This window comes from Streptomyces incarnatus (assembly GCF_001027185.1).
Classification (GTDB): Bacteria; Actinomycetota; Actinomycetes; order Streptomycetales; family Streptomycetaceae; genus Streptomyces; species Streptomyces puniciscabiei.
The window spans coordinates 1,566,887-1,593,554 of sequence record NZ_CP011497.1 but is presented as its reverse complement, the minus strand read 5'-3'; the positions used below and the strand labels follow the sequence as shown (position 1 = coordinate 1,593,554).

Below are 26,668 nucleotides of genomic sequence, written 5' to 3'. Positions count from 1 at the left end.
GTGGCGGGCCGGAACGGTGTCCGGTCCGCTACCTCGTGGGGCTCAGGCGGCGCCCACGGACTCGGTCTCCTGCGCCGGCACCGGCGTGTCCTGCTGACGGTGCTTGCCGGTGTGCTTGCGGCCGGGCAGGACCGCGATGACGATCACGGCTCCGACGGCCATGATGATGCCGCCGACGAGGCTGGTGTGGGCGATGGCGTGGGCGAAGGACTCGTGCACCGCCGCGACCAGGCTCTGGGCCTGCTGGGGTCCGCCCTGGGGGTTCTTGGCGACCTGCTCGGCGACCGCGAGTCCGCCGCCGACCGAGTCCTTGGCGGTGTCCATCGCGGCGGCCGGGAGGTGGCCGCCGACCAGGTCGGTCAGCTTGTGCTTGTAGGTCGTGGCGAGGAGGGAGCCGAGGATCGCGATGCCGAGCGAGCAACCGAGTTCCAGCGAGGTGTCGTTGGCACCGCCGCCGACGCCGAGCTCCGACTCGGGGAAGGAGCCCATGATGGTGTCGGTGGCGGGGGACAGGCTCAGGCCGATCGCGAAGCCCAGCACCAGCAGGGACGGCAGGAAGTCGGTGTACGTGGAGCCCGACGCGACCCGGGTGAGCAGGAAGACACCGGTGGTACCGAGCACCATGCCGACGCCCACGACCACCTTCACACCCAGCTTCGGCGTCAGCTTCGCGGTGACCGCGGCGCCGACGAACACGGCTCCGGCCAGCGGCAGCAGCCGTACGCCGGTCTCCAGGGCGTCGTAGCCGAGGACGAACTGCAGGAACTGGGTGGAGTAGTAGATCGACCCGAAGGTGCCGAAGAAGAAGAACAGCACCGCCATCATCGAACCGGAGAACGCACGCTCGGTGAACTTGCGCACGTTCAGCATCGGGTTGGGGTGGCGCAGCTCCCAGGCGACGAAGGCCAGCAGGCCCACCCCGGCGACCACGGCCGCGGTGATCGGGCCGGTGCCCCAGCCGAAGTGCGGGCCCTCGATGGTCGCGTAGACCAGGGAGCCGATGGAGACGATCGACAGCAGACCGCCGACGTAGTCGATGCGGCCCATGCCCTCGGCCTTGGACGGCGGCACGAGGAGCAGTGCGCCGATGACGCCGAGGACGGCGACGGGGACGTTCATCAGGAAGGTGGAGCCCCAGGCGTGGTGCTGCAGCAGCCAGCCCGCGGCGAGCGGGCCCGCGGCGATGGCGAGTCCGGAGGTGGCGGACCAGGCGGTGATGGCCTTGGCGCGCTCGGCCTTCGGGAAGATGGCGACGAGCAGGGACAGGGTGGCCGGCATGACGATGGCGGCGCCGACGCCCATGATCGCGCGGGCCGTGATGACCAGGTCGGTGTGGTGCACCTGGCTGCCCATCACCGAACCACCCGCGAAGATCAGCAGGCCCAGGACCAGGGCGCCGCGGCGGCTGTACTTGTCGCCTATCGCACCCAGCACCAGCATCAGCGCGGCGTAGGGGACGGTGTAGCCGTCGATGACCCACTGCAGGTCGCTGCTCGACAGGCCCAGGTCCTTCGTCATGTCCGGCGCCGCCACGATCAGCGAGGTGTTCGCCATGACGACGATCAGCAGGCTCAGGCAGAGCACCAGCAGGGCCCACCAGCGCCGGGGATAGGGCCGGGTCATCTTCTCGGCGGGTGTGTTGGCAAAGAGCGGCATCGAAAGCTCCTCGTCGGGAGGGGAAGCGGAGGCTTCGGGATTCGCGGATCGGGGTGAGCGGTGCGGGCGCGGCCTTGTCGCCTGCGAGGCACCGTGGCAGTTAATTGCCCATCGATGTGCAGACTAGTTTATTGCTCGTCTATGTGCAACTATCGAGCTGCCCTCCCACCGTCGACTGGAGGTCCCTGCATGACCAGCGCACCCGTGACAGACGCCCCGGGACGAAGCCGCGCCCTCCTCACCCGGGTCCGCATCCTCGAAGCGGCCAGGCAGGAGCTCGGCCGTGATCCCGACAGCAGCCTCGGTGACATCGCCGTGGCCGCGGGGGTGGTGCGTCGTACGGTCTACGGCCACTTCAACGGCAGGGCGGCGCTCGTGGAGGGGCTGGTGGAGGATGCTGCGCAGGCGCTGCGGCAGGCGCTAATGACCCGGGATGTTCGCGAGCCGGACGCCGTCACGGCGCTGGCGCGCTTCGTGCTCGCCGTATGGCCTGTCGGTGACCGGTACCGCATGCTGCTTCGCCTCGCCCCCCAGGACCTCGGGGCCGAGCGGGTCACCGAGGTCCTGGCTCCCGCGCGCGAGACGGCGGCAGCGATCATCGCCCGGGGGCAGCGGCAGGGGGTCTTCCAGACCAGCGTCCCGGCCGGCCCGCTGAGCCGGGCACTGGAGGGCCATCTGCTCGGGCTCCTGGAATGCGTGAACGCCGGCACCTGGAGCGACGACGGCACGCGCACCGCGACTGCCGCCCTGATTGCGATGGGCGTGGACGGCGACCTCGCCGTCACCCGCGTCCGAAACCTCGGCCGGCCGGACCGTGCCGGCGCCTGAGTGCACCCATAGGCCCCGAACGCATATCCCAAGAAGTTCCCCAGCACCTCACGGAGAGGGACAGGACACCATGTACCAGTCGCAGCCCGAGGGCGAGTTCGTCAACGAGTCCTACTACGGCGAGTCCCACTACGGCGACGCCGCCGTCTACGCGAGCCCGCCCCCTCCCCGGAGGCGGCGCAGGATCGTCATCGCCGCGTCCCTGGCGACGCTGCTGGTCGGAGCCGTCGTGGTCGACCGCGCCGCCGCGGCCAACGCGGAGAGCCGTACGGCCAAGGCGTTCCAGGAGGGTATGGGCACGCCCGACCGGCCTTCGGTGCACGTCAGCGGCTTTCCCGTGCTGACACAGCTGGCCCAGGGCAGCCTGCATCACGTCGACATCACCGCGAACGACATACCGGCCCGGGGAGCGACCCGGCCGCTGCCGGTGACGAAGCTGACCGTCGGCCTGGACGGCCTCAAGACCTCGGGGAGCGCCGAGGAGGCCCATGCGCGCAGCGTCGACGCAACCGCCTTCCTGTCGTACGACGACCTGTCGAGCGCCCTCGGCGTGCAGATATCGCAGGGGGACAAGCCCGGACGCGTCGACGCGACAGCCAGTCTGCCGCTCGCCGGGGACGTGACCGTGAGCGCGGCCGTCTCGACGGTCAGTGGCAACCGCATCGCCTTCTCGGATATCCGTGTCACTCAGGGCGAACTGATCCCTCCGGCCAAGGCGCTGCTCGACAAGGCCCTGTCGAAGCCCATCCCGCTCCAGAACGTCCCCGACGGATTGCGCCTGCGCTCGGTGACTCCCACGGAGAGCGGCGTCGATGCCCGCTTCACCGGCACGTCGGTCACCTTCCGCCCGAGCTCATCGTCCGCCGCGTGAAGCCCCGACCGGTCAGCCGAGCTCGGGGAGGGGCCGCCGGGAGACCTCGTGCGCGTCGTCCGCCGGGAGACCCAGCATGCGCAGGACCATTTCGGCGAGGTTCACCGCGGCTTCGTCGCCATCCAGGTCGGGGCGGGCGAACCGCAGCTCCACCAGGGACAGCAGCGTGCCGCCCAGCGCCGACAGGGCGACGGTCGGCTCGACGGCGGTGAAGCGGCCGGACGCCATGCCGACCTGGAGGTCGCGCAGCGCCCGGGAGGACAGGCCGTTGTCCGAGTGGATGTGGCCGAGGCCGCGACGGCGCAGGACCTGCATCAGCTCCGGGTGGGAGTCGGCCATCCGCGCACTGAGCCGGAAACCCGCCGCGAGCAGCTCGGCCGGGTCGTCGATCCCCGCCAGGTGCTTGTCGAAGGTCTGGCCGAACTCCTCCAGGGCGTCCACCACGGCCGCCTCGAAGAGCTCCGTCTTCGACTCGAAGTGGTTGTAGAAGGAGCCGAATCCGACGTCGGCGCGCTCGGCGATCGCCTGAATGCTGGCGCTGGTGTCCCCGGTCTCGGCGAGTATCTGCCGGGCCGCGCGGACGAGCGCCCGACGGGTCTCGGCGCGGCGCCGCTCGAACCGGTTGCTGGGCGGGGCTGACGTAGGCATACGCGGATTCTATCGGCCGGGCGATCGCGATCGCAGTCCTGATGAATCCATCATTTCCTGCCGTGAACAGCTTGACGACAGGACTGTCACAGTTGATGATTTCCTCATTACGGCAATGTTGCTCGGAGGGCACCATGTCTGAAACCCGCGTCCACGGGGCTGACGTCAAGACGGCCCACCAGGACCTCCACAGCGAGCAGGGCGCCCTGCGCGGTGAGCATCCGGGCCGGTCCCGGAATCCGGTGATCAAGGTGGCGGACCTGGCCTGGCTGGAGTTCGAGAAGCCCGACCTGGACCGGGCCGCGGTCTTCGCCCGCGACTTCGGCTTCCAGATCGCCGCGCGCACCGAGCGGGAGCTGTGGCTGCGCGGCACCTTCGCCGGCTCGCCCTGCATGGTGATCCGCCGCGGTCGTGCGTCCCGTTTCATCGGCCCGGCGTTCCGGGCCGCCGAGCGGGCCGACCTCGACCGGCTGGCCCGCGCCACCGGCACGGCCGTGCGGGACGCCGACGTGCCCGGCGGCGGCAAGGCGGTCGACCTGCTCGACCCGTCCGGCTTCCCGGTGCGCGTGGTGAGCTGCGGCGAGGAACTGCCGGCGCTGCCCGAACAGCGTCCGCTGCTGCTCAACTTCGGTACGGACCACCGCCGTACCAACGCCACGCAGCGCCCGCCGCGCGAGCCGTCCCGGATCCAGCGCCTCGGCCATGTCGTCCTGGAGACCCGCGTGTTCGCCCGGGCTCTGGACTGGTACCTGGACACCCTCGGCATGATCGTGTCCGACTTCCTGTTCCTGGACGGCCAGCGTGACCGGGGCCCGACGATGGCGTTCATCCGCTGCGATCTGGGCAGCGTGCCAGCCGACCACCACACCCTTGCCATGCACCTGGGGCCAGGCACGGGCTACGTCCACTCCGCCTACCAGGTCACCGACCTGGACTCGATCGCGGCCGGCGGTGAATACCTGGGCGAGCGCGGATACAAGCGCAGCTGGGGCATCGGCCGGCACATCCAGGGCAGCCAGCTCTTCGACTACTGGCGCGACCCCGACCACTTCATGCTGGAGCACTTCGCCGACGGCGACCTGTTCTCCTGCGACGTCGAACCCGGCTGGGCGCCCATGTCCACGAGCGGGCTGGCCCAGTGGGGCCCGCCGGCCACCCGCGACTTCCTCGGCGCCAGTCCCTCCCCGCAGCGGATCCGCGACGTGATCGAGGCCCTGCGCGGCGACAACGAGATGGACCGTGCGCGCCTGCTGGGCCTCCTGAAGGCCGCGAACTCCTGATCCTCCTCACAGAAGGCAATGCCATGAGCACCAACGTCCTGCGCACCACCGACGGCTGGTGGGTCGTCCGCGGCCACCGTGCCGTCCCGGTCGACACCAAGGCCACCACCACCGCCGAACTGATCGCCGATCGTGCCGCCGTACGTGAGGCGGCTCTCTCGGACGACACGGGCACGCCCGTCGCCGACCTGGTCGCCCTCTCGCCGGTCACGACCCCCTGCCGGGTGGTCGCCCAGATGGTCAACTACCGCAGCCATGCCCGCGATTCGGGTTTCACGGGCGACATCCCGCCCGCGTTCTTCCGCAAGGCGTCCGGCTCGGTCAGCGGACCTGCGGAGGCCGTGGTCCGGCCCTCGCACGTGAAGTTCCTCGACTACGAGATCGAACTCGGACTCGTCATGGGCGCGCCCCTGCCCGTCGGCACTGTTGTCGAGGAGCGGGACCTGCCGTCGTACGTCGCCGGGCTGGTGATCACCAACGACGTCAGCGCCCGTGACGTACAGCTGACCAAGACGCAGTTCTACGAGAGCAAGTCCTACCCGACCTTCACGCCGACCGGACCGTACCTGACCCTGCTGGAGCCGGAGGAGTTCGCCCATCTCCTCGACCTGCGACTGAGGTTGTCGGTCAACGGCGAGCTGCGTCAGGACCGCACCCTCGCCGACATGATCGTCCGCCCGGCGCAGGCGCTGACCCTGCTGGCCCGCTTCCAGGCCCTGGAATCCGGCGATCTGCTGCTGACCGGCACGCCCGGCGGCACGGCGCTCAAGGCTCCGCCCAAGGCGGTGGAGAAGATCGGTTCGCTGCTGCCGCCCGCGGCGAAGTGGAAGGCGTTCTTCAAGAGCCAGGGCCGCAACCCGCACTACCTGCACACGGGTGACGTGATCACGGCGACGATCTCGACCCCGGACGGCCTGATCGACCTCGGCGAGCAGCGTACGCCCGTCACGGACGCCAAGTAGGGACCCGAGGTGAGCCGCCCATGACCGCCGACCAGCCCCCACCCCCGCACTCCGCACAGCACGCACCCGTCGTGATCATCGGCGCCGGACCGGTGGGCGTGACCGCCGCCCTCCTCCTCGCCCGGCGCGGGGTCCGCAGCGTCGTCCTGGAACGCCACCGGGACGTCTACCCGCTCCCGCGCGCGGTCGCCACCGATGACGAGGTGTGCAGGATCCTCCAGGCCGCGGGCGTGGAAAAGGAGTTCGCCGCCATCTCCCGTCCCGCCAAGGGGCTGCGGCTGCTGGACGCCCGGCACCGGGTGATGGCCGAGTTCCGGCGCTCCCAGCACGGCCATCACGGCTACCCGCAGACCAGCATGTTCGACCAGCCCGAGCTGGAGCGCCTGCTGCGCGACGCCCTCGCGCGGCGCCCGGAGTGCGAACTGCGGGGCGGCGTGGAGGTCACCGCCGTCGGCCCGGACACCACGGGTCCCGTGCGCGTGACGTACCGGGACGACGACGGCGAGCATCACCTCTGGGCGCAAGCGGTCCTCGGCTGCGACGGCGCCAACAGCCTCACCCGCGACGCCATCGGAGCCGTCTGGGAGGACCTGCGCTTCGAGGAACACTGGACGGTCATCGACGTCCGCACCAGCCTCCCGGTCCGCTGCTGGGAGGGCGTCGACCAGGTCTGCGACCCGGACCGGCCGGCGACCTTCATGCGCGTCGGCGAGGACCGCTACCGCTGGGAGTTCCGCCTGCGGGACGCGGACGAGCCGGTCCGCGAGCTGGTCGCCCCGTGGCTGCCGCCGTCGTACGACGGGGACTTCGAGGTCGTCCGTAAGACGCAATACACCTTCCGGGCGCGCGTCGCCGACCGGTGGCACGACAGACGGATCTTCCTCCTCGGCGACGCGGCTCATCTCACCCCGCCGTTCATCGGGCAGGGGCTGTGCTCCGGTCTGCGGGACGCCTATAACCTCACGTGGAAGCTCGCCCGCGTCCTCCAACAGGGCGCAGGAGAGCGGCTGTTGGAGACCTACGAGAGCGAGCGCAAGCCGCACGCACGGCATGTGATCCGGCTGGCGGTCGCCATGGGCTGGGCCATGACCGGCGGCCAGGACGGCGCCGCCGCACTGCGCCGCAACCTCCTGGCCGCCGCGTGCCGCATACCCGGCCTGACTGAACTGGCCGGCCGCGACCTCAGCCCGTCCCTGACCGCAGGGCCTTTGGTACGGCGTCGTGCCCGCCGGGGTCTTGCGGGCACCCACTGCCCGCAGCCCTGGGTGCACGCCGACGGTCGGCGCGCCCGTCTCGACGAGGTGCTCGGCGACGACTTCACCGTCCTGACCGCAGCCGACCCGTGGCCCTCGCTGACCGCGCTCGCCCACGGGCTCGGCGTCAGAGCGGTCCCCGTGGCCGACCTGCGCGACGACGGCACGCTCGCCGCCTGGCTGCACGCCGGCCGGGCGGACGCCGTACTGCTGCGTCCGGATCGCGTCGTCATGGACGTCGTCCCGGCCGGTCGGCGGGACTTCACGGACACCGCCGCCTGGGCGTCCCTGCTGCACACCACGCGCAGCCCCCATCCTTCCCCACAGAACAGCCTGCTGAGGAGCACGACGCGATGAACACGCCGTACCCGGCCCCCTTCTTCACTCCCGACCCGGAGGACGAGGCCGCCAGCCGCATCGTGGACTTCGCCCGCCACGTAGGGCTGGACGGTTCCGACTACGCCGCCCTGCACCGCTGGTCGGTCACCGACCTGGAGGGCTTCTGGCGTGCGGTGTGGGAGTACTTCGGCATCGACGCGGACACCCCGTACGAGCAGGTCCTTGCCGAGGAGCGGATGCCGGGCGCCCGCTGGTTCCCCGGCGCCACCCTCAACTACGCCCACCACGCCCTGCGCCATGTCCAGGACGACGGGGTGGCGATCCTCGCCCTCGACGAGACCGGCTCCGGATACGAAGTGACCGGCAAGCAACTTCGCTCCCAGGTCGCCTCGGTGGCCGCGACCCTGCGCGACCTGGGGGTGGGCCAGGGCGACCGGGTGGTCGGCTACCTGCCCAACACCCCGCACGCGATTGTCGCGTTCCTGGCCACCGCGAGCCTCGGGGCTGTGTGGTCGGTGTGCGGGCAGGACTATGCGCCCAAGGCCGCCGCCGACCGGTTCGCCCAGCTCGAACCCACCGTTCTGATCACCGCCGACGGCTACCTCTTCAACGGCACCATCCACGACCGCCGCGAGGCCGCCCTCGAACTCGCCCGCGCGCTACCGACGTTGAAGGCGACGCTGCTGGTGGACCATGTGGGCCCGCCGTGGCCCGCGGAGAACCACCGTTCGCTGATCATTCCCTGGGAGGATGCCTCCACCCGGACCGAAGAACTCACCTTCGCGCCGGTGCCGTTCGATCACCCCCTGTGGGTCGTGTTCTCCTCCGGCACCACCGGCCTGCCCAAGGGCATCGTCCACGGCCACGGCGGCGTCCTGCTGGAGCACCTCAAGACCCTCGCGCTGCACTCCGACCTCGGCCCCGGCGACCGCCTCCTGTGGTACACCACCACCCACTGGATGATGTGGAACCTGGTCGCCTCCACCCTGCTGACCGGTGCCACGACCTGTACCTACGACGGCAGCCCGGCGCCCTTCGCCAAGCTCGACGTCCTGTGGGAGCTGGCCGCGCGCCACCGGGTGACCGTCTTCGGCACCAGCCCCCAGTACCTGCTGGGCATGGCCAAGTTGGGCATCGACCCCTCCGTCCACGACCTGTCGTCGATCCGCGTGGTCGGCTGCACCGGCTCCGCCCTGCCGGCCTCCGCCTACCCCTGGGTCCGCGACCACGTGGGCGACCACGCCCTGCTCGCCTCCATCAGCGGCGGCACGGACGTGGTGTCCGGCTTCGCGGGCAGTGCACCCAACACCCCTGTCTGGGCAGGGGAGTTGTCCGCGCCCCACCTGGGCGTGGCGCTGGCCGCGTACGACACCGAGGGCACCCCGGTCACCGACCAGGTCGGCGAGCTGGTGGTCACCCGGCCCATGCCGTCGATGCCGCTGTACTTCTGGGACGACCCAGACGGCACCCGCTACCGCGACGCCTACTTCTCCTCCTACCCCGGCGTCTGGCGGCACGGGGACTGGATCACGCTCACCGGTCACGGCTCGGTGATCGTCCACGGCCGCTCGGACAGCACGCTGAACCGCAACGGCGTACGTCTGGGCAGCGCCGACATCCACGACGTCGTCGAACGCCTCCCCGAGATCAACGAGGCCCTGGTCATCGGTGCCGAGGAACCTGACGGCGGCTACTGGATGCCGCTGTTCGTGGTCCCGGCCCCCGGGGTGACTCTGGACGACGCCCTCCGCGAGAAGATCAAGGACGCGATCCGCACCGGGGCCTCCCCTCGTCATGTCCCCGACGAGATCCTGGAAGTGCCGGGGATCCCGCACACCCGCACGGGCAAGAAGCTCGAAGTTCCCGTCAAGCGCCTCCTCCAAGGGGCTCCGGTCGAGCAGGTCGTCAACCCCGCCGCCGTCGACAACCCCGAGTTGATCGGCCACTACGCTCGGCTGGGAGCCGAACGCCGGGACCGGTCGGCATGATCACGGCACACATCACCCTCGCCGTCGCCCTGGCCCTGGTGTTCGTCCCGCTGGGCCTGGTGTTTCAGGCGCCATCACGGTTCAGACCGCCCATGCAGGCCGGTGCCATCCACCCAGCACGTCGCCACGCGGGAGGCGAACCACCATGACGACCAGACAGCGCGGCACCTCCTCGAACACGGACCCTCCCGGGCGGAGAGAGGTCGTGCTGGGCGTGGACACGCACGGCGAGGTGCATGTTGCCGCCGTGATCTCCCCGCTGGGGAAGGTCCTGGGTACCGAGTCGTTTCCGGCGACGGGGGCCGGCTATCGGCGGCTGCTCGTGTGGGCCCGCAAGCGGGGGACGGTGTGCCGGGCCGGTGTGGAGGGCACCGGTACCTTCGGCGCGGGCCTGGCCCGTTACCTGCTGGCGCAGCAGGTCGAGGTGTACGAGGTGAACCGGCCGGATCGCTCGGCCCGCCGGCTGCTGGGGAAGTCCGACCCGCTCGATGCGCAGGCCGCGGCGCGGGCCGTGCTCAGCGGTCGCGCCCGGGCCCGGGCCAAGTCCGGCGACGGTCCGGTGCACAGCGCCCGGATCTTGAAGCTCGCCAGGGACTCCGCGGTCAAGGCCCGTACCCAGGCGATCAACCAGCTCAAAGCCGTCCTGGTCATCGCCGACCCCGCCCTGCGGGAACGACTGTCCAGCCTCGGCAACCGCGAGCTGTTCCGCACCTGCGCACGCCTCGGGCCAGGCGACGGCGAGGACGGCGAGAACGCGGTGGCCCAGGCCACCCACATGACCCTGAGAATGCTCGCGGAGCGCATCGAACAGCTCACCGGGCAGATCAATGAGCTGAACCAACGCCTGACCCGGCTCGTCGAACACCACGCCCCACAGCTACTCGTGCCGGTGGGCATCGGCCCGGACAGCGCCGTCACTCTCCTGATCACCATGGGAGACAACCCCGAGCGGCTGAACACCGAGGCGTCCTTTGCTGCGCTTTGCGGAGTCAGCCCCATCGAGTACTCCTCCGGGCGGCGAATCACGCGACGGCTCAACTGCGGCGGCGACCGGCAGGTCAACGCCGCCCTGCACCGCATCGTCTTCACCCGGCTGCGCCACGACCCGCGCACCCAGGCGTACTACGAACGCCGCACCCAGGAGGGCAAGACCCGACGTGAGATCATCCGATGCCTCAAGCGATATGCCGCCCGAGAGGTCTTCAACCTGGTCAGAGCGGCATCCACCGTTCCCCCGTTATAGGGGCGTCTGTGACAGGCCGGTGATAGGGCAAGGCCGAGCCGGGGAGCGTGCTGGCGGGGCCTCTGCCAGAGCCACGAGACGAAGCCCCACCGGAGCACTCCGGTGGGGCTTCGTCTCGAGCTCGACTGCGCTTGCGCGCACGACGGGCTCGGCTTCTCATGCATTTCGTGTTCCTGCGCTGCGCTCGGCGACGCTGGATTTGCGATCGCAGCCAGCAAGACGGGAACCGTGAGGCCACGCGGCCCCGCGGGGAAACCGGGCGGGCGGATGTACGACGTCGTGACCATCGTTGGTGCTGCACCCCTGATGAAACCGGACTTGGTCGTACGTTCCGGGCGTTCTGCGGTGACAGGGCACAATGGTCGGCACGCGGTGGCTGGGGGGAGCGGCTCTTGGGAGGGCGTCGTGAAGTTCAGAAAGCGAACGCTGGAAATGCTTGGCGACCTCATTTGCGGGAACCTCGGTGCGGCTGATCCTCAAGCTGATGCCGAGCCTGCGTATTTCCCGTATCGCTCGAGCATGTATATCACCGAGTTCTTCGCGGAGCTCGACATGGAATGGGAGCACGACGGTTCGACGCGGCATCGCTGGGTTGCGGGGGTGCTGGAACAATTGTTGGCGGAGCCGCACGAGGGGCCTGCGCACCCGCCGGAGTCGTTCTGCAGGGTGATCGACCACCTGATGAATCCGGCGGATGCCCTCAACGAGGGTCTCGACCGGCCCAATGCCCTGCGCTTGCTGAACAATGCGCTCGCCCGCGAGGGGTTCGAAGCCTTCTACGGGGAGGACAAGCACTGCTACCTGCGGCACATCGGGACGAACACAGTCTCGGTGTTGGCCAAGAACCCGCATCGTCCCCTGAGCGCCGCCGAGATGCAGCGGCGTACAGCACTTGCCGCGTTCCTGGACACGTGCAGTGAGGATGCACTCATTGAGGAAGTGCTGCTGCCGTTATTTCGACAGCTGGGTTTTCACCGGATCACTGCAGCCGGGCACCGGGACAAGGCGCTGGAGTACGGCAAGGACATCTGGATGCGGTACACCCTGCCGACCCAGCACTTCCTGTACTTCGACATCCAGGTGAAGCGCGGCAAGCTGGACGCCACCGGAAAGTCCAGGGCGGGCAATGCCAACATCGCCGAGATCCACAATCAGGCTCTGATGATGCTGGCGCACGAGATCTTCGACCCCGAGACCAACCGGCGTGTCCTTGTCGACCATGCGTTCATCGTGGCCGGCGGGGAGATCACCAAGGCGGCCCGTAACTGGCTGGGTAACGCGTTGGACGCGGCGAAGCGGAGCCAGATCATGTTCATGGACCGCGACGACATCCTGAGCCAGTTCGTGGTGACCAACCTGCCGCTTCCCCTGGGTCTGCTGCCGGGTGCGACGCCATCCGGTGGTACCGCGGAAGCGCCCTTCTGATGCGCTGAGGCAGCTTCATCCCACCTGCCGGTCAGGCAGCGCCCTGACCCTGGCACGCGACGCACAGCGTCGCGAGGCGCTGCCGCCGGTGCCCAGTCTGTGCCACCAGGATTGTCCTAGTCCTCAGCGCCACGGTGGCGGCAGATCCTGGGCCTTGATCCAGGGCGATCGGCAGCCGCCTGCAGGCGCCAAGGGGTCAGGCCACACCGCGTCTTGGTCCACGGCAAGGTGGCACAGCTGGCAGACCCAGCCGTCTCGTTCGAAGATGTCGAGCCGGTCATGGGCAGACCGTCCGTTGCCGCGAATCCGTGCTCGACGCTTGTTCGCAGCATTCGCCCGCTCCCGGCGAGCTCGTTCGGGGTCTGCCTTTCGCTTTCGGCGCTGCTCCGACTTCCATGCTGGCAGACAAGCATCGCAGTGACGGCGAGGAGCTGTTTCGCGGTGATGTCCGCGCCACAGTCCCTGCATGTCCGCTTTCCTGTGCTCTTCGGATGCGGTCGCTGTGCCGAGCGAAGTACTCCATGACGTCGTAATCCTCCTCTGCAGCCGCGACGCTGATGCGCACACCCCCAGGAGCGTGACGGTGACAGCGCCGGCGGCGACGCGCACGAAGAGCGCCTCGTGACCCGCTCGCAGATCATGACTGGGTACGCCGTCGGCGGCCAGGCTGCTCTGCAGCCCCAGCGACGGGCACATCAGACCGACGGATGTTTTACGGCTCAGACAGCCGGCCTGTTCGAGGTCGGCGCCAATGCGCCCATCGCTGTTCCGGTACGGGCACGTGCTGGGACACGCTGCCGTGCGATCGTGCTCTGTGGTCCACGCGGTGGCAATGCCGCCTGTGATTGGCGGGGATATACGGGTCGTGAGTCATGCGAGTCCGTTGGCAGCAAGCCACTGGTGGGCAAGGCTTTCTGGATCGGCTCCCTTGGCGATCTGCGCGTCGAGTTCGCCGAGGACGGCGGTGGTGAGTTTGGCCGAGACGGCGTTGCACGCGTCGGCCATGGGCTGAGTCAGGACGTCCCGCTTGAACAGGGGTACGACGTTCTGGGCGGCGAAGAGGTGGTGCGGGTCCTTGAGGGACACGAAGCCGTAGCGGGAGATGGCCGGGTCGGTGGAGAAGATGTCGGCGGCGTCGACGGTGCCGTTACGCAGTGCCGTTTGGGTGATCGTTCCGGTCGGGGCGAGCGCGACGAACTGCTTGAAGGCGACGCCGTACACCTTCTTCAGCCCGGGCACGCCGTAGGGCACGGTCAGCAGGGGTTGGGGGGCTCCGAGATCGAGTCGGCCAGCGACGTGCCGCAGGTCACCGATGGTGCTCAAACGGTATTTGTCGGCCGTGGCCTTGGCGACGGTGATGGTGTCGGCGTCCTGTGCAGGTGCGTAGTCGGTGACTGCGAGCCCCTGTGCTTCGGCGGTGCGCCGCAGTTGGGTGTAGATGTTCTGTGGGCTGGTGGCCTTCTGCCCGGGGGCCAGGTAGTTGAGGATGGCTCCGGTGTATTCGGGGACCGCTCCGATGGAGCCTTCCTTGAGGGCACTTATGTAGGCGGCGCGCTCGCCGATGTTGGCGTGGATCTGTACGGAGACGCCGCGGGCTTTCATCGCGTCGGCGTAGAGGTGGGCCAGCAGCTCTGACTCGGGGAAGCCGGCCGATCCCATCGTCACCTGCCCGGGGGCCGCTGGGAGTGGGGCTGTTGCCCGGTAGGAGGCGGGGGCTTGCTGCTGGGTGGTGGTTCTGGAGGAGGATCCGGGGGCTCCGCATGCGCCGGCGGCGAGTGTGGTGGTCAGGATGAGTGCTACGGGCAGGATGCGCCTCATGTGAGTTCCTTGGATGTGGCGGAGGTGTGACTGGGGACGCGGTGCGGCCGGGGCTGCGGTGTCCTGAGGAGGCCGGTGGGGGCGAGTCCGGGTGAGGTGGTCTTGCGCTGGGCCAGGGCGAGGAGGGCGTCGGCGGCGATGGCGAGGACGGCGACGGTGATGCCGGCGGCGAGCATGGCGGGGTAGCCGTAGCGGGGATCGGCGAGGTCTTGCTGGCCGTCGACGATCAGTCGTCCCAGTCCGCCCACCAGTGGTGCGTAGGCGGCGACGGTGAGGGTGGCGATGACCTGGAGGGTGGCGCTGCGGATGCCGGAGATGATCAGTGGTGCGGCGGTGGGCAGTTCGACCTTGAGGATGACTTGGAGTGAGGTCATGCCGCAGCCTCGGGCTGCGTCGCGGACGGTGGGGTCGAGGGCCTGGATACCGGCGTAGGTGCTGGTGAGGATCTGCGGTACGGCGGTCAGGACGAGGACCAGGGCCGCGGGGACGAAGTAGGGGATGCTGCCGGGGGCGAGGACGCCCGGGACGCCACCTTGGACGTGAATGTGGGGGGACAGGACCACGACCAGGAGGATGAGCAGACCCAGGGCCGGGATGGCGCGAAGGCCGTTGGCGAGTCCTGCTACCAGCAGGGTGCCGCGTCCCGTGTGACCTATCACCAGGCCCGCGGGGAGGGCGATCACGGCTGCCAGCGCGACGATGACGAGGGTGTAGACGATGTGCTGGCGGGCGTCGGCGACCAGTCCGCCGGGTCCCCACCAGTTCAGGGGGTCGTTGAACCATACGAGGACGCGACCGGGTCCGGGCAACTCGTCGTGGAGAGCGAGGTTCATCGGGTCACCGCCCGCCAGGGGGTCAGCAGCCGGATGGCTGCGAGGAGGGCCAGGTCGAAGAGCAGGGCGATCGTGGCGAAGGACATCAGGCCCAGCACGATGGGCGGCAGTGAACCGGTGTTGTTTCCGGCGAGGAAGAGCTGTCCGAGCTGGGCAGTCCCGATCACCGAGGAAACCGAGACGAGGCTGACGTTGGAGACGGCCGCGACCCGCACCCCGGCGCCGATAACCGGCAACGCGAGCGGTAGCTGTATGAACAGCAGGCATTGGCGCGTGGTGTGTCCCATGGCGGTTGCTGTCGACAGGATCGACGGCGGAACGGAGTCCAAGCCGTCGAGAACACTGCGTACGACCAGGACGAAGCTGTAGAAGGTCAGCGCGGTCACGACATTGACCGGGGAGAGGATCCTGGTGCCGAGGATTTCGGGGATGACCAGAAACATGACCAAGGAGGGGATCGTATAGAGCACCCCCAGGCCCGAGGTCAGTGCAGTGCGAACGACTCGATGGCGGTGGGCGAGCCATCCGCAGGGCAAGGCCAGGGCGAGGCCGTTCACGACGGGGACTGCGGCCAGCCACATGGTGGTCCGCGCCCAGCCGAGGATCTGGTCCTGGTGCGCGGCGAAGTAGGTCCAGAGCTGATTCACGGTTGTGCCTTTGGTGCGGTGAGGCCGGCAACGGCGGGCTGGAGTTCGGCGGCACGCAGGCGGGCAGCCCGCTTCTCGACCAGGGCCAGCACGTGGGAAGCGGTGACGGTTCCTGCCAGTCGTCCGTTCTCGTTGACCACGACTCCGCGTCCGCTCGGTGAGGACAGGGCCGCGTCGAGGGCCTCGCGCAGGGTGCCGTGGGCGGTGGCGAGTGTGCCGCCCAGGTGCAGCAGATCTGCGGTGACCGTGCCAACGTCCTGACGGTCAGACAGGGTGGCTGTGGCCAGCCACCCTTGAGGGACCTCCTGGTCGTCGAGTACGAGGACCCAGCCGTCGGTCTGCCGGTCGCTTGCCAGGACGAGGGGGTCGCCGAGGCGGACGGGGGTTTCGTCGCTCAGCGGGAGGGAGCCGGCCTGGGCGAAAGTCAGTGCGCGGTAGCCGCGGTCGCGGCCGAGGAACGAGGCGACGAACGGGGTCCCGGGCCGGGACAGGAGTTCGGCCGGGCTGCCGGCCTGGACGAGGGTTCCGCCGCTGTCCAGGATGGCGACTTTGTCTCCGAGTTTGATCGCCTCGTCAATGTCGTGGGTGACGAAGACGATCGTCTTGCCGAGGTCGTGCTGAAGACGGAGGAACTCGTTCTGGAGTTGTTCGCGGACCACCGGGTCAAGGGCGCTGAAGGGTTCGTCCATGAGCATCACCGGCGGGTCGGCGGCCAAGGCCCGAGCCACGCCGACGCGCTGCTGCTGGCCGCCGGAGAGCTGATTCGGGTAGCGGCCGGCGAGGTCCGAGGAAAGGCCGACCAGGTCGAGGAGCTCGGCGGCTCGTGTGCGGGCTTGGCGCCGTGAGCAGCCGGTGAGGACGGGAACGGTGGCGATGTTGTCCAGGACGGTCCTGTGCGGGAACAGTCCGGCCTGTTGGATGACGTAGCCGATGCCGCGGCGCAGTTCATGGGGCGCGATGGTGGCGATGTCGCGGCCGTCGAGCCATACCTGCCCGGAAGTGGGTTCGACCATGCGGTTGACCATCCGCAGAGAGGTCGTCTTGCCGCAGCCGGAGGGTCCGACGAGGACGGTCGTCTCGCCCGTGGCCGCCTCCAAGGTGAGGGCGTTCACGGCGACGGTCCCGTCGGGGTAGGTCTTGGTCACTGCGTCGAACCGGATCATCGTGCGTCCTCTCGGTCCGTACCGCGTCGCGGGACGGTGGGGTGTTGTGTCGTTCGGTCTGCGGCTGTGTCAGCGAGCGGGCCGTCACAGACCGGTCAGATGAGGAACTGGCGCCGTCGACGGGCAGGCAGGCGTGGCTCAGGAAGGCGTGCGTCAGTGCGGAGAGGACCGTGTGAGCCACGCCCTTTGCAGCCCCCGATGCGCCGCGTGGGGTTGGCCCCTGATAGCCGGCCGATCTGGTGGTGCCGTTGGCCGTGCAACCTTCACAATTCGGGGGCAGGATTCGGCGCGGCCGCGATGAGCCGAACGAAGGACCCGTCTTCGTCCATGGCGGTCGCGACGTGCTCGGCGAGCCTGATCGGGCGACAGCCTCGGTGGGGCACCACCGCAGGGCGGCGGCTTCCAGCCCGGCGACGACGCCCCCCTTGGAGAAATTCCGCTATCCGTCAGTGGCATTGACCTCGTCGACGTCCAAGCCGCGGTCGATACCGTGTGAGATGACGTTCTGCCCGGGTTCGGGGTGCAGGCGCCTGCCGTCCAGGTAGACCTCGACCTTGTCCGCCTCGAACGAGACCAGGTCGTTGATCTCGTCGACTTCACGGTAGGCGTTGCGGTACGACCAGGCGGCGCGGCGCGCCTCGCCGATGTCGTAGTAGTCGCACAGGCCCTTGTAGGGGCAGAAGGTCTGGCCTTCCACCGCGCGGAGTCGGGACTCGTCGATGTCGGCGCGCGGGACGTACCAGCGCGGGGCGAATCCGGACTCGAAGAGCACGACAGGGTGCTCCGAGCGGGCGATCACAGTGTCGCCGAGTCGGACTTCCAGGGTGCGGGAGGTGTTCCGGATGTCGATGCGATGGTACGGGTCCGCGGCGTGCCCGAGGATGCGATCGTCCTCCTCATAGAAGGCGTCCATCGCCCGCCAGGCGAAGGCGATGCGGCCCTGCAGGTCGGCGGCATACCCGGGCAGCGCGGTGAATTCCCAGGCGGCGCGTTCGGTGGTGCGCTCGCCTGCGTGCACCGCGTACCAGGCGGTGTCGCCCAGGTCCTTGTGGTGGGTGACCTTGTCGCGGCTGATCAGGGCGTGCGCGTCGACGTCCTCGCGGGGGAAGTAGGCGACGGGGTAGCGGCCTGGTTCGTGGAGCAGGATCACGTTCTCGCTGTCGGCGATCCAGGTGTCGTTGAACTTCACGCGCATACGGCGGCGCAGCCGCTCGGCGAACAGGAGGCGTTCGGGCAGGGGGTCGGGGGTGAGGAAGTGTCCGATGGCGCCTGCGGAGAGGGGGCCTTGCTGCCAGGACAGTCCCATGGTGGGTCCTTCCGGGTGCGGGGTGCGGGGTGCGGGGTGCGGGGTGCGGGGTGTGGGGTGCGGGGTGCGGGGTGCGGGGTGCGCGGGCGGCCGCACCCCGGGTAGGTGGTTCGTTGTCGACGGTCAGGGCGTGCAGGAGCAGCGGGAGGTGTGAGCCTCGGGCCGGCGGAAGCAGGTCCAAACGGCCTTGCCCTCACCGGTGAGGACGCGGACTCCCCAGTCGTCGCACAGCTCTTGGACGATGCGCATGCCCCGCCCGGCTTCCGCGCTCAGCGAGGCGGACGGGATGCGCACGCGGGAGTGGCGCGCGCTGTCGTGGACTTCGACGTGAAGGCAGTCCGGGTGCCGGATGAGGCGGACCAGGTAGGCGTGGCCGTGCAGGCTTCCGTGCCGGACGGCGTTGCCGGCCAGTTCCGAGACACAGGTCCGGATGTCGTCGCTGCGTCGGCATCCGCCCCAGTTGTCTAGGGCTTCCATAGCGAAGTCGCGGGCGGCGCGCACGGTCTGCGGGGTGGTGCTAAAGGAGTGTTGGCTGAGGTGTGGCATGGCGGGTCCTTTGCCGGCTGCGGCGGGAGGGGAGTTGGTCCGCAGCCGCCTCGACGCCCTGCGCGTCAGTCGAGGACGCGGGCGAGGAAGTCGCGGATGTGCTCGGTGATGGCCTCGAGGTGGCTTTCCAGGGCGAAGTGCCCGGACTCGAGCAGGTGGATCTCGGCTTCGGGCAGGTCCTGGCGGAACGCTTCGGCGCCCGCGGGGCCGAAGATCTCGTCGTTGGCGCCCCAGACGGCCAGCAGCGGGACCTGGGAGTCGCGGAAGTACTGGTGGACCTGCGGGTAGAGCTCCACGTTGGTGGGGTAGTCGCGGAAGAGCTTGAGCTGGATCTCGTCGTTTCCGGGCCGGTCGAGCAGAGCCTGGTCGTGGACCCAGTTGTCGGGGCTGACCAGGGTGGGGTCGGCGACGCCGTTCACGTACTGCCAGCGAGTGATCTCCGGCGTCAGGGCGCCCCGCATGGGGGCTTCGGTGTCCGGTCCCGGGGCCTTGGCGTAGGCGAAGACGCCGTCCCAGAAGGGCTTGACGAAGCCCTCTTCGTAGGCGTTGCCGTTCTGGGTGATGATCGCGGTGATGCGGTCCCGGTTCTGGAGGGCGAGTCGCCAGCCGATGGGGGCGCCGTAGTCCTGCACGTACATCGCGAACCGGTCAATGCCCAGTTGCTGGAGCAGGCCGGAGGTGACGTCGGTGAGGGCGTCGAAGGTGTACGGGAAGTCCCGCAGGGCGGGCATCGCGGACTGGCCGAAGCCGATGTGGTCGGGGGCGATCACGTGGTAGCGGTCGGCGAGCGCCGGCATCAGGTGGCGGAACATGTGCGAGCTGGTCGGGAAGCCGTGGAGCAGCACGACGACGGGTGCCGTCGGGTCGCCGGCCTCGCGGTAGAAGACCTCCAGGTTGTTGACGGTTGCGGTGCGGTGGTGGACTGCGGAAGCCATGTCCCTAACCCTTCTATCGAGCTTTAGAGGTTACAGCTCTAGTCGAGCATACTTCATCTAACCCGTCAAGGACTTTTTAGGGGTTAGATTGGGGTGGGTGTGCCACTTCCTTCGGCGGCGGAGCGTCGGCCTGACTCAAGCGTCCGTCCGTGAACGGTCGTCAGCCATCGCACCGCCCACCTCGGACCCGCTCAGGCGGTCGATGCACGCCTGTCCGACTCCTTGCCTGTCGGTGGCGCTGCAGCCCGGCCCTGTGGACTGTCATGACCGACCGGCTTGAGGTGCCTGGGCCCCGGCTTGGTGGACGCGCGCTGTGGTCCGGCGGCCCGTGCGGCCCGGACCGGTGAGCCCGCGCGGCGCACGGGTCCGGTAGCGCCTGACGGCGAGGCGCAGGAAGCAGAACTGGTCCCTGGGTACCGGCCCGGAACGGGCGTGCTGGGCCCGGCCGTGTGCCGAGTCGAGGGCTCGGGTGAGTGCGGCCAAATCGAGGCCGCCGTAGTGGCGTTGTCCGTTGAAGAAGAAAGTGGGTGTCCCGGAGGCCCCGCTGCGGTCGGCCGAGGCGATGTCGCGCTCGACGCGGCCGGCGTGGACCCGGCGGCGCAGATCCTCGCGGAACGTGGGTACGTCCAGGCCGAGCTCGGCGGCGTAGCCGACCAGGTCGCTCATTTCCAGTCGGCCCTGGCGCCGGAGCAGCAGGGTGTGCATGGTCCAGAAGGCTCCCTGGGCCGCCGCGGCCTCTGCGGCTTCCGCAGCCAGGCGGGCGTGCGGGTGGATGTCGCTCAGCGGCAGGTGGCGCCAGACGTAGCGCACGTCGGACCGCGAAAGAAGCAGGTCACGGGTGACCGGGTCGGCTTCACTGCAGTACGGGCACTCGTAGTCGCCGTACTCGACGACGGTGACCGGCGCGTCCTGCGGCCCCCGGACGTGGTCGAGGACGGGGTCGACGCTGCCGGCCAGGTCGGTGAGGGGCGGCTCCGCCCCGAGCAGGGCGCGGTGACGGGCCGCACGAGGCAGCAGCGCGGTGAAGCGGTAGATCGTCCAGCCGAGCACGCTGGATGCCGCGACCGCCGCCAGGATGCCGACCTTGGCCTCCTGAAGGGGCCTGCCGGTGAAGGCGAGGTTCGCGATCAGCAGGGAGACCGTGAAGCCGATGCCGGCCAGGGCGCCGCTGCCAGCGATGGCGGCCCAGCCGACGGGAGGCCGCAGCCGGCCGCCGCTGAGATGTCCCACGGCCCAGGAGGTGGCGACGACCGAGAAGGGCTTTCCGACGACGTAGGCGAGGAAGACTCCGATGGTGACGGGGGAAGTGACCGCACTCTCCAGCAGCTCGGTGTCGACTCTGATGCCTGCGTTGGACAGGGCGAACAGTGGGACGATCACATACGTCGTCCAGGGGTGGAAGCGGTGTCGCAGCCGCGCGTTCTCCGACAGCGTGGCGGCCAGCCCAGCCGCGGCGGAGCGGGCACGACGTGGGCTGGGCTGCTCGCGGAACAGCCGCACCAGGCCGGTGGCGTGCTCCAGATCGCGGCGCAGGGGAGCGTAGGCGGAGGTGACAAGACCGATCGCCAGGCCGGCGACGACCGGGTCGACGCCGCTGCCCATCAAGCCCGCCCACATCACGGCGCCCAGCGCCGCGACCAGGCCCCCACGATGGCGTATACGCACGGTGCCGCAGGCAAGAACGGCCGCGAAGGACGCCGCGGCGATGGCCAGGGGGAGCGGCCGGACGCGGTGGCTGTAGAAGACGGCGATCACCAGGAGCGCAACCAGGTCGTCGACGACGAACAGCGTGATCAGGAAGGTGCGGATCCTGGCCGGCAGGCGCCGGGCCATGACGCCGAAGACACCGAGCGCCAGGGCGCTGTCGGTGGACATCGCCACGCCCCAGCTGTGGGCGCTGGGACCGGAATGGTTGACCGCGAGGTAGATCCCGACCGGCACGGCCATCGCCACCAAGCCGGCTCCGACGGGCAGGAGGAGACGACGGCGTTCCCGCAGCTCTCCCAGATCGAGTTCTCTACGCGCCTCCAGGCCGACCAGTAGGAAGAAGAAAGTCATCAGTCCGCTGTCGATCCAGGTGCGCAGATCCAGGCCCAGCCGGTTGCCGCCCAGCCCCAGGCTCAGCTGCACTTCCCACGCCGCCTCGTAGGTGGCAGGGAACGCATTGGACCACACCAAAGCGGCCGAGAGGGCGGCCACCAGAGCCGCCGCTCCGCCCGCCTCCCCGGTCAGCAGGGTCTTGAGGCGTCCGGCGGCACGCATCGTACGGATCGCCGAGACGCGGTCGTCAGACACGGCGGCTGCTTCGTCGTCGGCCACCACCAGACGCAGCCCTTCGTGCTGTCTCTCGGAGGCATCGGCGATGCCCTGGCACGCGATCACGGCCCTGTCCCTCCTGTCGTGGCTGCCGACCGTCCGGCTGGTGCGGCGCCCGACCGTAACGAAGCTAACCGATTAAATCCATTTATCTGGTTAGAGTGAGCGGAGCCGTGTAACCTGTCAAGTGGATCGATTCGGTTAGGAGGTGCGATGGTGACCGACCGAGAACAGCAAGACGTACTGCTGGAGCTCCTCAACAGCACGCCGGTGGTCAATGGCGTTGTCCAGGACCAGTTGGCAGATCCCCAAGCGGCCAGGTCCTGGCAGCAGATCCATGGCGGCAGCGGCACGGTGGAGGAACTCAGCAGTCTCGCGGAGGCGCGCGATGCCCTTCAGGACGTGGTGCGCGGCAAGTGGTCCGCCACGTCGCTGGCCTCACTCCTGGAAGGGGTCATCTCCCGCCCGCACGTCTCGCCTGCCGGGGTGTCGTGGGAGGTGGACGTTCCTGCGGAGCGCCGGTTGGCGGTAGAAGCGGTCATGGCATGGAGCGCGGTGCAGCAGACGATGCCCGGCCGGCTTCGGCCGTGTGCCAACCCGGAGTGCCGGCGGTTCCTCATCGACCGGAGCAAGGCCAACAGGGCCCGCTGGTGTTCCATGGCCGTCTGCGGCAACCGCATGAAGGCAAGGCGCCACCACCAGCGCACCCGCGACGCCGTGGCCGAATAAAGCCTCCGACATTCGTCTCGGTGCCGATGAATAATCGCGTCACCGGTCTCCGGGAAGCCGCGACGGGGGCGGCCATCGTCAGTTACGGCCGACGGCCACGGTGGCGTCGACGCCTGACCTCGGTGATCTCTCCCGCGATGGGGAGCCAGTAGTACAGGATGAAGGCGGCGATCACGGCTACGCCGAGTACGGGAAGCAGGGCACCGAGCAGGGTTCCGGCAGCGAGCCACACAAGGGCGAGCCGGAAGCGGCCTGTGATGGCTGCCACGCCGGCTGCACCGATGGCGGCGGTGAGCAGCCGGCGATCACGGCGCGCATAGCCCCAGATGACGTTGAACAAAATCGCCAGGAGTTCGAAGGCGGCGCCGTGGAGGACGACGGCGATGCGCTGCCCGTGTCCGTCACGGAATGACTCAGCCAGCACGGAGGCGGCGAATGGCAGGAACGCGACGTCCATCAACAGCACGGTGTTGAGGAAGAGCACCACTCGGTCAGCGGTGCGGATGTGATCGAACATGATGTGATGGTTGGCCCATACCTGCCCGATCAGCATGAACGTCAGGACGTAGGCCAGGTAGGACGGCCAGAGCGAGGCGAGGCCCTGCAGCAAATGGCGGGTATCGTGCGGCGGGCGGATCTCCAGGACGAGCAGCGTGATGGCGATGGCGATGACGCCGTCGCTGAACGCGACCACCCGGGCAGGGTCGCGCTCCACACCGAACGACGTAGCTTCTCTCCCTGGTCCATCTGGTCCATGAACAGGCTCTGTCATCGCCCCAACCTCCGGTGACCCGCGCACCCGAGGACCGTTTCCCCAGCGATGCAAGATCCACGATCCTCAGCAGCCACCGTGGGCTCGGAGCCGCAATCGCATCTGCCGATCACTCTTCCGCCATCCCGGTCGAGGTGGTGCCTTGACCTCACGAGCGACGAAAACCGCGCTCCTGCAGTGTCCACGCGTTGCCGTCGGGGTCGGAGAACTCGGCGAAGCTGGCGTAGTCGCGGCGCGCCGGGTCGACGTCGGGCTCGAAGCCGCCCTGCCACGCGTCGAGGGGTGCCTTGTGCCTGATCCGCCCGACATCTACCCCACGCTCCACCAGTTCGGCCCGCGCAGCTTCAAGATCAGGTACGACCAGGTACAGGCCCTGCACCGAGCCGGGCTCGGCGTCGGTGAGACCGACTCCGATCTGCACCGAGCATGCGGAGCCGGGAGGCGTCAGTTGTACGACGCGGAAATCGGGACTGGGCCGATAGTCCACGTCCAGGTTGAATCCCAGACGCTCGGTGTAGAAGGCCAAGGATCGGTCGACATCGCTCACAGGCAGGATGACGACCTCGAGCATGTACTCCATGTGATCAGTTTCGTGCGTACGGGGCGGCGTCACCACCTCGCAAGCATGCAGTCCACGAATGATCCGCCCAGAACGAGCAAGTGGACACGGCGGCGGTACCGCCTTCAGGAGGCGAAGAATTCCAGCGAATGCACCAAAATTCATGATCACGGAATCGCGGCGGCGCCGGCACAAGAACTAGGATCGGACCCAGCGCACAGTCAACAGCGCCATGAGGGGCTGCCCGGCCGGCCATCCGCAGGAGGTCCGCAATGGCGACGCTGCTGTCCGTCAACGTAGGAGCACCCAAGGACGTCCCATGGCAGGGAAGGACCGTCCACACCGGAGCCTGGAAATCCCCCGTCCACGGCGCCCGGATGGTGCGGCGGCTGAACGTCGATGGAGACGGCCAAGGTGACCTGGCCGGGCACGGCGGCGAAATCCGTGCCGTGCTCGTCTACCAGCTGCAGTCCTACCAGTACTGGGAAAAGCAGCTCGGCCGCGGCGACCTCACCTTCGGGATCTTCGGGGAGAACTTCACCGTCGACGGCCTGCCCGACGACGAAGTCTGCATCGGCGACCGGTACCGCATCGGCGAAGCCGAATTCGAGGTCACCCAGCCGCGCGTCACCTGTTACCGCGTCGGCATGCGCCTGGGCGAACCCGCCATGGCCTCCCTGCTGGTCGCCCACCACCGGCCAGGCTTCTACCTGCGCGTGATCACCGAGGGACATGTGCAGGCCGGCGACGAGATCGTCCTGACCCGCAAGGGCCCCGAAGAACTCAGCGTCGCCGACACCGACGCACTGCTGTATCTACCCGACCGCGACCCCGCGAAGCTGCGCAAGGCACTGAACATCCCCGCGCTCAGCCCCGGATGGCGGCAATCCTTCAACGATCTCGCCGCTGCCCAGCAGCCCACACAGGAACCGGGTTGGCCGGGGGAACGGGCCAGCTCCCAGCAACCCAGGGAGGAACCGGGATGGCCGGGCTTCAAAGCCATGCGGGTCGCCCGCATCGTCCCCGAGACCCCCACCGTGGCATCGATCTACCTCAGCACGACCGACGGCACACCGCTGCCCGAGGCTCGCCCGGGCCAGTACCTTTCCGTCCGCCTTGCTGTCGACGATGCCGCCCCCGCAGTGCGCAGCTACTCCCTGTCCTCCACGCCCGCGGCCGACACGTACCGCATCAGCGTCAAGCACGAGCCCCACGGGAAGGTCAGCAGCTACATCCATGCCACGCTCCACCCCGGAGACCTCGTGGACATCGCCGCGCCCCGCGGAGCGTTCGTGCTTGAAGCGGGCACCCGCCCGATCGTCCTCATCTCCGCAGGGATCGGTGCCACCCCCGTACTCGCCATGCTCCACCAACTCGCCGCCACACGAGACCCACGCCCCGTCTGGTGGATCCACGTCGCCCATGACCGCGCCCACCACGCCTTCGCGGACGAGGCCCACGCGCTCCTGACCCAACTCCCTCAAGCCCACGAGCACATCTACTACACCGCCGAAGCCACGCCACACCGCAACGAGCCCTACATCACCCAGGGACGCCCGACCGCCCCCTCGCTCGTGGCCATGGGCATCCCCACCGACGCCGACGCCTACCTCTGCGGACCACCCGCCTTCATGGACCACCTCGGCGGCTACCTCCGCGATCACGGCCTGAGCCCGGAACGGATCCACACGGAGCAATTCAGCGCCCTCCCAGCCATCAACCCCGGCGTCACCCCCAGAGTCGCGGTGCGGCCGCACCAACCACCCGGTCCCACGGGCACCGGACCGCTCATCACCTTCGCGCGCAGCGGCATCACCACCCCCTGGTCAGCCGCACACGCCTCACTCCTCGATCTCGCCGAAGCCTGCGACATCCCCACCCGATGGTCCTGCCGCACCGGCGTCTGCCACACCTGCATCACCCACCTCGTGGCAGGCGGCATCACCTACACCACCCCGCCTCTCGAACTCCCCGAAGAAGGCACCGTCCTCGTCTGCTGCAGCCAGCCCACTACCGAACTCGTCCTCGACCTGTAGCCGACCTACAACCGCACGGGCTGCCAGCCGCTCCGACCGGCATCGCCGAAGCCAAGCTCGCCCTGGCCACCATCACCGCCCGATGGCAACTCCGCCCCCGCCCGGCGTGGTGAGTCCTTCGTATGGCTCACCGGAGTAGAGCAGGCCGACGAGCACTTGGGAAACGTTGCCGGTACCGGTGTCCTGGACAAACAGGCCGGCGGGTCACCACAAAGAGGGTTCGAGGCCGTTCGTGCGATGGCCGATGAAGGACTGCTGGTGAAGCGGGCCACGGGGCTGTCCGTCGATGCCGGTCACGAGTGGGCGAGAAGTCAACTCAGTGGCAGTCCGTCCAGGCCAGGTTGAGCACCGGTTCGGCCGAAGCCATCCGGCTGTGGTCGGGTCGTGCCGTTGTGTCGTGATCAATGGGACGGTTGCGCAGTGCCGTCCCGGACGGGGGTCTGACTCATGAGATCTATGACCGAAGTGTCCAGTCACAGGCGTGTCGACTGCCGCTGCGGGATGGCGACTGCTGT

The 26,668-nt window shown here is 69.0% G+C and carries 22 protein-coding genes; 10 read left to right on the top strand and 12 right to left on the bottom strand.

What is annotated here, in order from left to right; all coding sequences use genetic code 11:
* Window positions 1–42: 42 nt before the first annotated feature.
* Entirely contained in the window at window positions 43–1,656 is a 1,614-nt protein-coding gene (locus ABB07_RS07035) for an MFS transporter (protein WP_208897896.1), read from the bottom strand.
* A gap of 189 nt (window positions 1,657–1,845) precedes the next feature.
* Here ABB07_RS07035 and ABB07_RS07030 point away from each other — a divergent pair, with 189 nt between their 5' ends.
* Window positions 1,846–2,484, top strand: a complete 639-nt coding sequence (locus tag ABB07_RS07030; RefSeq protein WP_244189251.1) for a TetR/AcrR family transcriptional regulator — start codon at window positions 1,846–1,848, stop codon at window positions 2,482–2,484.
* A 70-nt stretch (window positions 2,485–2,554) separates the two neighbouring features.
* Window positions 2,555–3,355 carry an LmeA family phospholipid-binding protein gene (locus ABB07_RS07025; RefSeq protein WP_208897894.1) on the top strand — a complete coding sequence of 267 codons (801 nt, stop codon included), beginning with the start codon at window positions 2,555–2,557 and terminating at the stop codon, window positions 3,353–3,355.
* 12 nt (window positions 3,356–3,367) lie between these two features.
* Here the strand turns inward: ABB07_RS07025 and ABB07_RS07020 are convergent, their stop codons facing one another.
* Window positions 3,368–4,003 (bottom strand): TetR/AcrR family transcriptional regulator, encoded by a 636-nt coding sequence (locus tag ABB07_RS07020; protein ID WP_208897893.1) that lies wholly within the window; start codon window positions 4,001–4,003, stop codon window positions 3,368–3,370.
* Window positions 4,004–4,137: 134 nt separating this feature from the next.
* Here ABB07_RS07020 and ABB07_RS07015 point away from each other — a divergent pair, with 134 nt between their 5' ends.
* The 6 genes from ABB07_RS07015 to ABB07_RS06990 all read left to right on the top strand — a co-directional run bounded on the left by ABB07_RS07015 (window position 4,138) and on the right by ABB07_RS06990 (window position 12,493).
* Window positions 4,138–5,283 carry a VOC family protein gene (locus tag ABB07_RS07015; RefSeq protein WP_208897892.1) on the top strand — a complete coding sequence of 382 codons (1,146 nt, stop codon included), beginning with the start codon at window positions 4,138–4,140 and terminating at the stop codon, window positions 5,281–5,283.
* 23 nt (window positions 5,284–5,306) lie between these two features.
* On the top strand, window positions 5,307–6,245 hold the full coding sequence (locus ABB07_RS07010; RefSeq protein WP_208897891.1) for a fumarylacetoacetate hydrolase family protein: 939 nt from the start codon (window positions 5,307–5,309) through the stop codon (window positions 6,243–6,245).
* 20 nt (window positions 6,246–6,265) lie between these two features.
* The gene (gene mhpA / locus ABB07_RS07005) at window positions 6,266–7,855 is read left to right on the top strand and encodes a bifunctional 3-(3-hydroxy-phenyl)propionate/3-hydroxycinnamic acid hydroxylase MhpA (protein WP_208897890.1); all 1,590 of its coding nucleotides are present in this window, start codon (window positions 6,266–6,268) and stop codon (window positions 7,853–7,855) included.
* Window positions 7,852–9,825, top strand: a complete 1,974-nt coding sequence (locus ABB07_RS07000) for an acetoacetate--CoA ligase (protein WP_208897889.1) — start codon at window positions 7,852–7,854, stop codon at window positions 9,823–9,825. The genes mhpA and ABB07_RS07000 overlap by 4 nt, the downstream gene beginning before the upstream one ends.
* A 145-nt stretch (window positions 9,826–9,970) precedes the next feature.
* On the top strand, window positions 9,971–11,068 hold the full coding sequence (locus ABB07_RS06995) for an IS110 family RNA-guided transposase (protein ID WP_244189250.1): 1,098 nt from the start codon (window positions 9,971–9,973) through the stop codon (window positions 11,066–11,068).
* A 405-nt stretch (window positions 11,069–11,473) separates the two neighbouring features.
* Window positions 11,474–12,493: a hypothetical protein gene (locus tag ABB07_RS06990; protein ID WP_208897888.1), complete on the top strand. Its 1,020-nt coding sequence runs from the start codon at window positions 11,474–11,476 to the stop codon at window positions 12,491–12,493.
* Between the two features lie 870 nt (window positions 12,494–13,363).
* On the opposite strand, the gene ABB07_RS06985 is transcribed toward ABB07_RS06990, so the two are convergent.
* From ABB07_RS06985 to ABB07_RS06950, 8 genes are all read right to left on the bottom strand, one after another.
* Window positions 13,364–14,152 carry an ABC transporter substrate-binding protein gene (locus tag ABB07_RS06985; protein ID WP_208897887.1) on the bottom strand — a complete coding sequence of 263 codons (789 nt, stop codon included), beginning with the start codon at window positions 14,150–14,152 and terminating at the stop codon, window positions 13,364–13,366.
* Between the two features lie 155 nt (window positions 14,153–14,307).
* Complete coding sequence (locus ABB07_RS06980) at window positions 14,308–15,144, bottom strand: ABC transporter permease (RefSeq protein ID WP_208897886.1); 837 nt, start codon at window positions 15,142–15,144, stop codon at window positions 14,308–14,310.
* Window positions 15,141–15,791, bottom strand: a complete 651-nt coding sequence (locus ABB07_RS06975) for an ABC transporter permease (RefSeq protein ID WP_208897885.1) — start codon at window positions 15,789–15,791, stop codon at window positions 15,141–15,143. The genes ABB07_RS06980 and ABB07_RS06975 overlap by 4 nt, the downstream gene beginning before the upstream one ends.
* Window positions 15,788–16,954, bottom strand: coding sequence for an ATP-binding cassette domain-containing protein (locus ABB07_RS06970; RefSeq protein ID WP_208897884.1), 1,167 nt, complete (start codon window positions 16,952–16,954; stop codon window positions 15,788–15,790). Before ABB07_RS06970 ends, ABB07_RS06975 begins: the two co-directional genes overlap by 4 nt.
* Before the next feature lie 439 nt (window positions 16,955–17,393).
* Complete coding sequence (locus ABB07_RS06965; RefSeq protein WP_208897883.1) at window positions 17,394–18,260, bottom strand: DUF427 domain-containing protein; 867 nt, start codon at window positions 18,258–18,260, stop codon at window positions 17,394–17,396.
* Between the two features lie 123 nt (window positions 18,261–18,383).
* Window positions 18,384–18,806, bottom strand: coding sequence for an ATP-binding protein (locus ABB07_RS06960; protein WP_208897882.1), 423 nt, complete (start codon window positions 18,804–18,806; stop codon window positions 18,384–18,386).
* A 65-nt stretch (window positions 18,807–18,871) separates the two neighbouring features.
* On the bottom strand, window positions 18,872–19,741 hold the full coding sequence (locus tag ABB07_RS06955) for an alpha/beta fold hydrolase (RefSeq protein ID WP_208897881.1): 870 nt from the start codon (window positions 19,739–19,741) through the stop codon (window positions 18,872–18,874).
* A gap of 261 nt (window positions 19,742–20,002) precedes the next feature.
* Window positions 20,003–22,123, bottom strand: coding sequence for a Na+/H+ antiporter NhaA (locus ABB07_RS06950; protein ID WP_208897880.1), 2,121 nt, complete (start codon window positions 22,121–22,123; stop codon window positions 20,003–20,005).
* A gap of 147 nt (window positions 22,124–22,270) precedes the next feature.
* Between ABB07_RS06950 and ABB07_RS06945 the strand changes: the two genes are divergently transcribed.
* Window positions 22,271–22,786, top strand: a complete 516-nt coding sequence (locus ABB07_RS06945; protein ID WP_208897879.1) for a CGNR zinc finger domain-containing protein — start codon at window positions 22,271–22,273, stop codon at window positions 22,784–22,786.
* An 82-nt stretch (window positions 22,787–22,868) separates the two neighbouring features.
* On the opposite strand, the gene ABB07_RS40605 is transcribed toward ABB07_RS06945, so the two are convergent.
* Window positions 22,869–23,480 carry a TMEM175 family protein gene (locus ABB07_RS40605; RefSeq protein WP_244189249.1) on the bottom strand — a complete coding sequence of 204 codons (612 nt, stop codon included), beginning with the start codon at window positions 23,478–23,480 and terminating at the stop codon, window positions 22,869–22,871.
* A 226-nt stretch (window positions 23,481–23,706) separates the two neighbouring features.
* Window positions 23,707–24,138, bottom strand: coding sequence for a VOC family protein (locus tag ABB07_RS06930; protein ID WP_208897877.1), 432 nt, complete (start codon window positions 24,136–24,138; stop codon window positions 23,707–23,709).
* Window positions 24,139–24,389: 251 nt separating this feature from the next.
* On the opposite strand from ABB07_RS06930, the gene ABB07_RS06925 reads away from it, so the two are divergent.
* Entirely contained in the window at window positions 24,390–26,153 is a 1,764-nt protein-coding gene (locus ABB07_RS06925) for an MOSC and FAD-binding oxidoreductase domain-containing protein (protein ID WP_208897876.1), read from the top strand.
* Window positions 26,154–26,668: the final 515 nt, after the last annotated feature.